10 protein-coding genes are annotated in these 11,665 nt (G+C 39.6%); 1 reads left to right on the top strand and 9 read right to left on the bottom strand.

Features of this window, described 5'->3' with window-relative positions; all coding sequences use genetic code 11:
• The first annotated feature begins 194 nt into the window (after positions 1-194).
• Positions 195-593: a hypothetical protein gene (locus ACERJO_RS07325; RefSeq protein WP_373647079.1), complete on the top strand. Its 399-nt coding sequence runs from the start codon at positions 195-197 to the stop codon at positions 591-593.
• 49 nt (positions 594-642) lie between these two features.
• On the opposite strand, the gene ACERJO_RS07320 is transcribed toward ACERJO_RS07325, so the two are convergent.
• The 9 genes from ACERJO_RS07320 to ACERJO_RS07280 all read right to left on the bottom strand — a co-directional run bounded on the left by ACERJO_RS07320 (position 643) and on the right by ACERJO_RS07280 (position 11,583).
• Entirely contained in the window at positions 643-1,041 is a 399-nt protein-coding gene (locus ACERJO_RS07320) for a VOC family protein (protein WP_247103057.1), read from the bottom strand.
• A 105-nt stretch (positions 1,042-1,146) separates the two neighbouring features.
• The gene (locus ACERJO_RS07315; protein WP_247101884.1) at positions 1,147-3,258 is read right to left on the bottom strand and encodes a glycoside hydrolase family 52 protein; all 2,112 of its coding nucleotides are present in this window, start codon (positions 3,256-3,258) and stop codon (positions 1,147-1,149) included.
• 26 nt (positions 3,259-3,284) lie between these two features.
• Positions 3,285-3,998 carry an SDR family oxidoreductase gene (locus ACERJO_RS07310; protein WP_373647078.1) on the bottom strand — a complete coding sequence of 238 codons (714 nt, stop codon included), beginning with the start codon at positions 3,996-3,998 and terminating at the stop codon, positions 3,285-3,287.
• Positions 3,999-5,060, bottom strand: coding sequence for an NAD(P)-dependent alcohol dehydrogenase (locus tag ACERJO_RS07305; protein WP_373647077.1), 1,062 nt, complete (start codon positions 5,058-5,060; stop codon positions 3,999-4,001).
• A 15-nt stretch (positions 5,061-5,075) separates the two neighbouring features.
• On the bottom strand, positions 5,076-6,674 hold the full coding sequence (locus tag ACERJO_RS07300; protein ID WP_373647076.1) for a glycoside hydrolase family 43 protein: 1,599 nt from the start codon (positions 6,672-6,674) through the stop codon (positions 5,076-5,078).
• A gap of 132 nt (positions 6,675-6,806) precedes the next feature.
• Complete coding sequence (locus ACERJO_RS07295; protein ID WP_247101876.1) at positions 6,807-8,354, bottom strand: extracellular solute-binding protein; 1,548 nt, start codon at positions 8,352-8,354, stop codon at positions 6,807-6,809.
• A gap of 57 nt (positions 8,355-8,411) precedes the next feature.
• Positions 8,412-9,269 carry a carbohydrate ABC transporter permease gene (locus tag ACERJO_RS07290; protein ID WP_247101867.1) on the bottom strand — a complete coding sequence of 286 codons (858 nt, stop codon included), beginning with the start codon at positions 9,267-9,269 and terminating at the stop codon, positions 8,412-8,414.
• Between the two features lie 12 nt (positions 9,270-9,281).
• Positions 9,282-10,238 carry an ABC transporter permease gene (locus ACERJO_RS07285; protein ID WP_373647075.1) on the bottom strand — a complete coding sequence of 319 codons (957 nt, stop codon included), beginning with the start codon at positions 10,236-10,238 and terminating at the stop codon, positions 9,282-9,284.
• A 406-nt stretch (positions 10,239-10,644) separates the two neighbouring features.
• Positions 10,645-11,583: a helix-turn-helix domain-containing protein gene (locus ACERJO_RS07280; protein WP_247101857.1), complete on the bottom strand. Its 939-nt coding sequence runs from the start codon at positions 11,581-11,583 to the stop codon at positions 10,645-10,647.
• Positions 11,584-11,665: the final 82 nt, after the last annotated feature.

Raw genomic sequence — 11,665 nt, 5'->3', positions numbered from 1 at the left:
AATAAGATGTACATTTATTAATATTAATAAATAAATGAAATATTCGCTTCAAAATTAACATTACTATAAAACTTTTAGAATCTCAAGAGTCTGTTCTCCGTTCTTAATCATACTTTTGTCCTAATTTTCATTCTTGCCCTTCACTCTTATGCTAAAATAGAGCAAATACTTTTTCTTTAAAAGAAGGCGAGCTTATGCACCCTACCATTTGGATTGAATTCATTATTGTCGGACTTATCATTGGAATCATCATAATTGCCTCCCTTTTTTTGAAGAAAAAAGGGCTAAAGATGGGCTTGCTCTTAATCACCATCATCCTTTGCCTGTATACACTCTTTTTTTTCGCACGCCCATATTGGATTGATTCACAAGTAAACAAACAAATAGTATTTCTAGAAAATTATTTGATCGAGCAACATCCACAACAAAAGTGGACAATCACAACTGTGCCACATCGAGAGGAAGGTTATAAACATTTAAACCCATACTACATCAGAGTGACGTTTGAAGACGAACCTGAAGTAACCTATTATTATTTGGTGAAAAACGAGGATACAGTTAAACAAGTGGGGTGGTTCTCAACGAAAGAATGATAAAAAAGAAGCGCTCGGATGCCATTGTGTGGTCATCAAGCGCTAACAATTATAACGATTTACGAAGCTCCTCTTGTGGTACATGTAGTTCAATCAAGTAACCATCTGGATCTTGACAGAAAATTTGTGCGAAGCCACTTTTACTATGAGGCTTCTCTATCATCTCAATTTCATTCTCTTTCAGCCACTTTACCGTTTCATTGTAATCCTCTACACGAATAGCAAAGTGGGGATTTCGTGAATGCGGTTCTAACGGATTGTTCGGAATACGTGCCTCATCAACAATGAGATGAAGCTGCCCTGCCCCTAGTGCAAACCAAGCCCCCTCAAAGTCAAAATCAGGACGTTCTATTTGTTCCAAACCAATCATATCACGGTAGAATACGACTGATCGCTGTAAATCGCGACATACAAGGCTAACGTGATGAAGCTGTTTAATTCGGATCAACTTCTTCATCCTTTCTATTTGATTTTCATATCTTTAATTATACATTTAATTTCGAGCACAAAAAAAGGCCAAAAATCGATTAGCAATCCTTAGCCCTAGCAACTTCTATTCCTCAAGTAACCATAAAATACTCGTTACCCCACGTGGATAATAACGACTTGCCGCTATCTCCCCCGCAATAATTTGATCACTCCAGCTCCAGTAAGATAATTCAGGATGCTTCAGCCACTTCACATGTGCTCGATCCGCTGTACGACCTGCTTCATCCCACTCTTGACCGAGAATGTGACGATAGATAAATTGGCATAGATAAATTTTACTTAACCATGAATTGTCACTTGTCGATGATAGCTTCCAACCCCCATCCTCGAACAAACAAACTCCCGGCTTTAGCACCGTATGAATATGTTTGATAAGTGCTTTGATGTAATAAGCGTATGGCCCTTCTTGACTAAGAGCCTGTTCACAACCTGTAAAATATGGGAAAATCAATCCTTCAATGGCAGGAATAATCCTCGATTCATTTCCTTCTAAAATAACCCCAGGAATATAGCCTTCATTAGTCATTTGATTGGTTAGCATGGTTGCACACTTTTTCGCTTGAATTTGCGCTTGTTCAGATAAGTCACCTTCACCGAGTTGCTTAAATAACTTCTCAAGCGTAACATACATCCCCCAGCATTTAGAGGCGATATAGCTGTTATTTCGAGCTTGCCCTAGCGAAACATCTAGACTATCATATGTCGTAATTTCCGCACCCTCTGCTGTTCTTAAGCTATCCAAACCCATAATTCCATTTCGCTTATGCGGATCCGGATGATCACGGTGAAGCATGCTCGTAAAAGCTTCCTTCATTAAGCCCTTATGCTTCTCAAGAAATGTCTCATCCCCTGTCTGCTCTACATACACCGTCACACAGCAGAGAAAATTAATCAATTGTTCATGCGTCATATATGAAAAGCAACCATCAATGCCCGCTACCTCATAAGATGAATGTCCCGGCCTTGAAAACGAGTTGGCCACCCCCATATCATGGGTGAAGCTAACTCCACCAGAATAACGTTCTCCCCCATTTGGAAATTTTACTTCATCATAATAACTATAACGATCGATAAACAGCTCTAGCTCATTTCTCACGGTCCACGGGTTCATTTTCAATTCAAAGAACAATTGATCGACGGTTAAATCAAATGTATTCATCATACGATACTCGCCTTCATTCACAACCCAAATTGGATTCCCTTGACGATCATCTAAAAGCTGGGTGTTCCCATAATAGCTTTTTATCGCATGAGCAAGCATAAATTGTTGTTCTTCAGAAAGATGTTCCTTTTCAATCAATTGATTCCTTTTTTCACATATTAATGTGAGTCTATCAAAATGTGAAAGGGCATATGCTGACACATCTTCAATTGAGGAGAAAAAGCGAGTATACGTATAGCGTGTGTCAATTCCTGTTGTCACCCAACCTCCTTTATAAAAGCACACGGCAAACGTGTATTCCTTCTTCGTTCGTGGAGGTACTTTCATTAACAATCCACCAACACGCCCTAAACCAAAGCCATAATTCACATCGTGGTCAACCGTTAAAAGCTTTTCAATCGAAAAGGCTTGTCCAGCCCCTACGCCTTCCTCTTTCGACACGATCGCCGTCTGTCTCCCTTGACCAACACCAACAAATTCACCTTCATTCGTATCCTCTAATCGGCGCATTGCCGTATATGGATCATTACCTTGATAACCAAAGAAAGCTCTTCTTTCCTTATCACTACTCGTATTATCAATCGTCATCTTGACGAAAACCGCTGGCAAAATGGCGTCTTTCAACTCACCTGCTGATGCTTCTGCTGGATCAGGCACCGATCGAACTGGATTATAGATTGTAAACTCTAAATCTCCAGCTTTCCACGTATCCGTACCCAGCTTGAGCTCTCTATTAATCTCATCATCAACAAAGTGACGAATCAATTGTTCTCCTCCGCTTGCTTCACCGTTCCCCACCGCAAATCTTGCTAAGTCCTCTGCATTATCCCCAAAGAACGGCAACGCTTCATAATAACCCGTTTCTCTACTTTCTAATCCAATGTACACATTTTCATTTGCCGGCTTATCAAGCTCCAGCCCTAATCCACCTTTCGCCCCTTTAAAACCAAGAGTAAAACTAGCAAATGCTCCAATTGGTGAGTGGTGCGCATTGTAAAATAGATTTTCTCTCATTCGTATTCACTCCATCCGCTCCAAAATTACCAAGGATATGGCGTACCCTCGTAATCGATAAAGGTTGACTTATCGACATTTTCTTTATTTTTCTTAATCGTTTCATAGATTGCCTGTGCTGATTCCCTCGGACTTAAAGGAGCCCTCTCTCCTCCCATATCCGTTTTCATCCATCCTGGATGAATTGCCAAAACCTTCACTTGATCTTCCTTCCACTCATTTTGTAAAAGAGCACTTTGCATATTAAGAGCAGCCTTTGACATGCAATAATCAAACTCACTGTTTCGTTGACAATTCGCTATACTCCCCGCTTCTGAAGAGATATTAACCCAAACTTTCATTTCGCCCTTTTTGATTAAATCAGCCAAATTCTTAGCCACTCTTAAAGGACCTAGTGTATTGATATTAAAAGCTTTCAACGACGTATCAATATCAATGGCATCTAAAGATAAAAGCGTTTCTTTAAAGCGAGCAGCCGCATTATTAATTACAACGTCTAATTGATCGGCATGCTTTTTGATCTTAACTGTAGCTTCAGTAACGGATTGATCATCGGAAACATCGACTTGAATTACTATATATTGTTTAGGATAAAGATTTTCTAATTGATCGGTCACTCGATTAGACTGACGAATTCCAGCAAAGACACGAAATCCTTCCCCTAAATACTTCTTTGATAGCTCCAACCCCAGCCCTCTCGCTCCACCTGTGATAAAAATCGACTGATTGTAGCTTGTCATCTACACATTCTCCTCATTCGGATAAATCATAATTTTAATACTTGTATCCTTCGCTGTTCTAGCCATTTCAACCGCTTTCTTAATATCTTTAAGCGCATATTTATGAGTAATGATTTTTTCAATGGATAGGTCAGAGTTTGATAACGACTGAATCGCAGCAGGGTACGTATTCACATAGCGAAATACTCCATGAACATTTAATTCAGCATCAATTAGCTGATTGACATTCAATGGGATCTCATCTTGAACCGGCATACCGACTAACACAATCCGCCCACCTCGTTTCACGACATGAACCGTGTCACCGACTGCACTAGCATTACCTGATGTTTCAATCACGACATCAATCCCATTTTCGCTTGTCAAGTCGTCTGTAAGCTGCTGATTCACATCTCCTTCTAACGGATTTAGAACGGCTGTTACGCCAAGCTCTTCAGCCAACTGCCTCCGAAATGGGACAACGTCGCTTGCATATATTTCAGTCACCCCAAATAATTTTGCTGCTTGTACAGCTAGTAAGCCTATTGGTCCTAAGCCGCTTATGAACAGGCGATCAGATGGCTTAACCTCACCTCGAATCATTGAATGAAAACCAACTGATAACGGTTCTAATAACGCTCCCTCTTCAAAGCTCATTGAATCAGGTAATTTGAAGGCGAAATCTGCACGAATTTTGACATAATCAGCCCAAGCCCCATCTACAGGAGGTGTTGCCATGAAGACGACATCAGGACATAGATTATAGCGACCAGATTTGCAATATTGACACGTTCCACACGTCACACCAGGTTCAATTGCGACACGGTCACCTACCTTAAGATGAGAGACCGACGCTCCAATTATTACAACATCACCTGCCAACTCGTGCCCTAAAATAATCGGCTCCTTTACAACGTAACGTCCAATTTTCCCGTGCTCATAATAATGAACATCAGAGCCACAAACACCAATACAATGGACCTTTACTAACACTTCATTTTCATTGATCGTTGGAACGTCTCTCTCTTTCACTTCAATATCTAGTGGCTTATTTAAAACAGCTGCTTTCATTTTTCCACTCATATGCTAAACTCCCCTCTAACGCTCACGGTATTGAAAATAATTAAAATCAGCATGCTTCTTGCGCCCACTTAAATCTTGAGCACACAGTCCTACGAATGCTCCCGTAAATCCTTGATCAAGAGCAACTCCATCCTTCACAAGTTCAGCATTTTCATCGGAAATAATACTCGCATCTAGCGTTGGAGCTACTTCATCCCATTGCTGACCATCTGTTGAAATAGAAAATCGCATCTCTTCATGATGAATATCCGCTTTTAAATAGATGCTCTTATGTTCTTCTAGCGATACCCAATCTTGTATAGGTTCTTCATAGACTCCACGATTACTCGACATAATCCCTAAATACTTGCCAAACTCTTCATCATAACTAACGAATAAATAATGATAGTTTTTCGTGTTGTAATAATAAATTAATCCCGCCATTTGTTGAAAACATTCCGGTTCATATTCCATGACTGTCTCCACCTCTACCGAAAATGCTTGTTGTCTTCTCGCAATTAAGCTTTGGCGCTGTGTTGAATATAATGACTCTCTCCCTTTCAAACGGAGAAATCCCGGTCTGTCTTTTAATGATAGCCAACCTTCATACTGTGGCTCTCGCAACGATTGAAATTCAATAGGTAGTTGATCAACAGAAAAGTCCACACGCCCCGCTGTTGAATGAATTCGATATTCAGGTGATGGAGGAGCAGCAATTGTAACTTGAGGATCATTGCCACCTTTAGCTAGTCGAAGCCAACCTTCTTCTGTCCACTCGCACAATTGAATTGCCGTTTCCCGACCGAGAATACAGTTCCCTGATGGCTTTACAGGTCGTCCGCATAAGTGAACAAGATAGAGCTCATTATTAGGAGTTGTTATGAGGCTACCGTGTCCAGCCTTTTGCAGCTCTAGCTCAGGCTTATAAGCAGATGTTAGCATTGGACTTTGAGGATCTACTTCATAAGGGCCAGTTAATTGAGTCGAACGAGCAACGGTTATCGCATGATCCCATCTAGTTCCCCCTTCTGCAGTCATTAAATAATAATAGCCATTATGCTTATAAATGTGTGGACCTTCCGTCAAACCAAGCTCGGTACCTTTAAAGATGTTATAGATCGGACCTACTAAGCTCTTTTCTCTTTCTGAGTATTCTTGCATAACAATCCCTGCAAACGAATTCTTATTTTTACGATGATCCCATATCATGTTTAAAATCCATTTCTTTCCGTCATCATCATGGAACAACGAAGGATCAAATCCGCTGCTATTTAAATAAACTGGATCTGACCATGGCCCCATAATATCGGTTGCTGAAATTAAATAATTATGAGTATCTTTGTAAGGCCCCATATGACTAATGACATCTGTATACACTAAATAATAGACACCATTATCATAGCTCAAGCACGGTGCCCACACCCCACCAGAATCTGGATCCCCTATCATATCTATCTGCTTCTCACCAACAGGGTGAGTGATTACGTTCCAATTTATTAAATCTTGTGAATGGTGGATCTGCACACCAGGAAACCATTCAAAGGTTGACGTCGCAATATAATAGTCCTCTTCCACTCTAATAATAGACGGATCAGGATTAAATCCTGTTAAAATTGGATTTATAATTTTTTTCATTTTTTCACCTTCTTTTATAGAGAATAAACCAAAATATACATATAATGTTAATAAATTGTATAACTAAAGGGTAAAAAGAAGACCTGACCAAATGAAATCACTGACCAGATCTTTGATTGTTCAACAGACGGTTTATTGACGCTCTGCGTATAACTCTTCTAATTCAGCACGAATCGTATCTCCACCACGACTTCTCCATGTATCTACTTCAGCCCACCAGCCATCTTCATCAATCGAACCTGTTACGAAGCGGTACTTCGCATCATTAATTAATTGATCTAAATCAGCACCTAACTCATTTCTCGTATCAGAAATTAAGTTAATGGCTGGATCCATAACAGCAAATTCATCATTCTCTACTTCAATTTCTCGAACACGCTCTTCAAGCTCTGACAATTGACCTTGCGTCATAACATCATCAATTGGAGCAGTTACTAACGGGAAGCGGTAAGGGAAGCCTACATCATTCATATAAACGTCATAATCAATATATTGCGGCTGACCATCAACCATCTCATAATGAGTACCTTCAATACCCCAACCAAGTAAATCGACCATTTCTTGATCATTTAATGTCTCAAAGAAACCTAGCAATTGCAGTAAGTGCTCTTCGGTTTCAACAGAGCTTTTCGGGAACATAAGAATCCCGTTTGAACCCATTGCACCCTCTAGCCTTCTCTCACCATCAACCCCTTCAAGTGCACTGTAAACACCAAGCTCCGCATCAGGAAAATTGTTTAACAGGCGACTTTCAATCGACACAACATTGTTAGTAGCTGCACCGTAGAAGCCTGTTATTCCATTTTCAAAATCTGCCTCTCTCGTCGAACGATCTGGAGCCACAATATCACTATTTACAACTCCGTCTTCATACATTTGACGTGAAAACTTTAACCCTTCTAAATACTCTTCGGTTTCATGTTCAGCAATAAAATTGCCCGCTTCATCAACATCCCAATTATTAGGCGCACCAAATGCTAAACCAAAATCTAAACCAAAGTCACCTGGCAAAGCAACACTCGTGTACCCTCTCGTATCATCTGATCCTGAGTTATTCGGATCATTATTCGAAACAGCTTCAAGCGCCGCATAAAATTCATCCATATTTGTCGGTTCATCAATTCCTAGGTTATCTAACCAGTCCTTACGGTAAACCGTTACAAATCGAGATAATGGACGATATCTTGGAATCCCATATAATTCCCCATTTACTTCTACATTGTTATATACAATATCAGTCATCGACGCTAAATTCGGAAACTGATCAAGGTATTGTCCAATCTCCCAAAACACCCCGTCTTGCATCGCACTAAGCAGATATGGCTGATTCGGTGGTCCACAACTCGGAATGACATCTGGCAAATCACCAGAGGCAATTAATACAGGTAATCGTTCACAGAAATTTGCACTAACCATATGCGTAATATCCAATTGTGTATTTGTATATTCTTCAATTAAACGTTCTACTTCATTTCCACTCTCTGGAGCCTCTGTTCCATCAAAGTTCAAGCCCATCGAAATTTCTAAAGGCTCACCTGATTCAGCTGCTCCTTCATCTGATGGTTCCCTCGGTTCATCTGATCCATTCTCATCCTCGCCATTACTACAAGCGACAAAGACTAGCACAGTGAACATAAGCAACAACAATAGAAACGGTTTAAAAAAGACCTTACTTTTCATGACTACCCCTCCATGTATGTTTGTATTTATAAAATGATAAGCCATTCAAGAAATGGATTATCCTTTTATCGAGCCTAGGAGCATTCCTTTCGCGAAATGCTTTTGAATGAATGGATACACTAACAAGATTGGTACAATCGAAACGACAACTACAGCCATTTTCAATGATTGACCAATAAAGGAAGAATCGGCATCCATTGCACTTTCAGTTCCAATATTTCCGCTTGCGAGTATGACGACTTGCCTTAAGACGACTTGAACCGGCCATTTCTCTGGTGAGTTCATATACATAACCGCCCCGAAATATTGATTCCAAATACCAACTGCATAGAATAATGAAATGGCTGCAATAACTGGCATCGAAAGTGGCAACACAATTCTAATTAAAATGGACAAGTCGTTGGCTCCATCAATTTTAGCTGACTCAATAATTTCGCCAGGGATATTTTGAAAGAAGCCTCTCATAATAATTAAATAGAATGCCATAATCAAATTCGGAAGCATTAATGCCCAATACGTATCAATTAATCCAAGACTTCTCACAACGATATATGTTGGGATCATTCCCCCATTAAATAGCATCGTAAAAATGACTGCGAGCATAATCCATTTTCGTCCTGGCAATCCTCTAAATGAGAGGGCATAAGCCATCAACGTTGTCACCAAAATACTTAAGAATGTTCCGAGCAACGTAATGTACGCCGATACTCCTAAACTTCTAACAAACGTGGCTGTTGAAAAGATATACTTATATGCATCAAGTGTAAAACCAGATGGAATGACACTGTTGCTCGAGGAAAAGGAAGCGATCACAACATATATAAATGGCCCAATACAAACCATTGAAAATACAGCAAGAAACACATAATTTAGACCATCAAATATTCGCACTGACACTTTTGGTTTTTGCTCCATGAGCGACACCTCCTAATAAATACCTTCTTCACCAAATTTCTTCGCAATCCAGTTCGCCCCCATGACTAAAACAAGACCTACAGCCGCTTTAAACAATCCAACCGCAGCACTGTAACTAAATTGCCCTTGCACGAGTCCGACTCGATAGACATACGTATCAAAGACTTCCCCTACTTCCCGGTTTAACGAGTTAACCATTAAGAAAATTTGCTCAAAGCCTAGATCAAGGAAATTCCCTAATCGTAAAATTAATAGAATGATAATAATATTTCGAATCGATGGTAACGTAATATGCCAAATCAATCGAAGTCGATTCGCTCCATCTAACCTAGCTGCCTCGTACAGTGCTGGATTCACACCTGTAAGCGCTGCCAAAAAGATGATCGTCCCCCACCCTGCATCCTTCCAAATCATTTGCATCACAATAAGTGGCCGGAACCAATCGGTACTCGTTAAGAAATCTATACTAACTCCAAACGAGCTGAATAAGAAATGTTGAATAATACCGCCTTCTGTTGAAAGTAAAATGTGCGTAATCCCAACGATAACGACCCATGAGAGGAAATACGGAATATAGACAATCGTTTGTACACTCTTTTTAAACCACTCCCTCGTTATTTCATTTAGCATAAGCGCTAAAATGATCGTCAGAGGAAAGAAAATAATTAAATCGTACAACGCAAGCAATAATGTGTTTCGAAATAACATCCAAAAGTCAGGTAATGTAAAAAATCGCTCAAAGTGCTTTAACCAAACCCACTCACTTCCAAATATACCTAAGTGAGGGCGATAATCTTGAAAGGCCATTACAAGTCCCCACATCGGGGCATATCTGAACGTTAGAAAAAACAAAACCCCCGGTAGCATAAAAGCATAAAGCCAGCGATACTTCCAAATATTTTTAAATCGGCCGTTTGTTAATTTAACGTTAATTTTGTCGTATTTTGTTTTGATAGCGTTTACATTCATATCAATTAACACCCCCAAATTCTATAACTTACTAACTACTGAGGTTTTTATTTCTTAGTAGTAAGGACTATTCAACTTGTTGATTTCATTGTAACAAGACGGTGAACCAATCGTCTATGTACCTTTCTGCAAAACGATTTACCCAAATCAACACAAAAGCATGACAGCATTTATATGCGCTAACCGAATGGGAAAGAGGGCTGTAGTCTGTCCGAGTGGCTACGAGGAGCTTACGTCCGCCTTTGAACGTTGCGCTCTTAACTAAGACCTGCTTAATAACTAAAACAATACGTTAAACAGAGACCGGAACCCATCGTCCTACCCGTAAAGAATATAACTGTTCTTAAACAAAGGGAGCTGCCTCAAGTCAATTAAGACTTATAGGACAGCCCCCTTATTTTACCCATTACTGAACTTGTTCTTGAGAAACAATTAAATTCTTTCTAAATTGACTCGGTGTTAAACCTGTCCACCTTTTGAATTGGCGACTAAAATGAGCCACATCATAATAACCCATCTTTTCTGCTACTGCCTCAATTGAATCCTCCCTTTTGAGAAGGCTCTTTTTTGATTCATTTAGTTTTTTAAACGATAAATATTGTCGTGGTGACATATTATAAACCGATTTAAATATTCGATGACAATAGGAACAACTGATATTAAGCTCTGAGGCAATTTGATCAATTCCCATTCTAGCATGATCCTCATCGGAAAAAGGCTGTTCAACTAATTTTTCAATTTCATGTGCAATTCGATAGGCTAATTGCGCCGCTCGTTCTGATACTTTTTCTTTTTTGACCTGTTTATGTTGCAATCCACCGACAAGCGCAGCTAAAAGCTCAAACATTACCGAGTGCATATGCATCGTTTCTGCCAAACCAAAGTCAGCTTTATTTGATAAGTTGATTAACCGTTCTAGAAAAGGGTAAATTCTACGAGCCAATAATGAATTAGCAGGATAAAATAGTTCACAGGAATCTTTTAAATACGGAAGAAAGAGCTTATCATCAATTGTAAAGTGCAAACAGAAATACGTAAATGTTTCACTGCTTCCACCTTTACTAGAATGAGGCTCACCCGGACGACAAAGAACAATATCTCCAGCGTATTGATCATGCGTTTTACCATTTACAATAAACGTTTGGTGCCCTTCTGTTACTAAATTAATTTCATACATGGCATGCTCGTGCGTAGGGTAGCTCCAAGATTGATTCACTTCTCTTACATGCATTCCGTAGAGCTCAAATCCTGTTTTAATATCAGGATAAATATACTCTTTAATCGAGTATGGCTCTGTAATCTTATGGTTTTCTGAAATGCCTTTATCTTCAAATGTAAAATTCATAGCTTACCCCCTTCTAATCAATTCCAACAACAATTTCTTATCAAGACGGCAACACAACATTTGAACTGTTTAACCTTGCTCG

The organism is Halalkalibacter sp. AB-rgal2 (assembly GCF_041821005.1).
Classification (GTDB): Bacteria; Bacillota; Bacilli; order Bacillales; family Bacillaceae_D; genus Halalkalibacter.
Note: the sequence above shows the minus strand (reverse complement) of the source record. Positions and strands in the feature narration are given on the sequence as shown.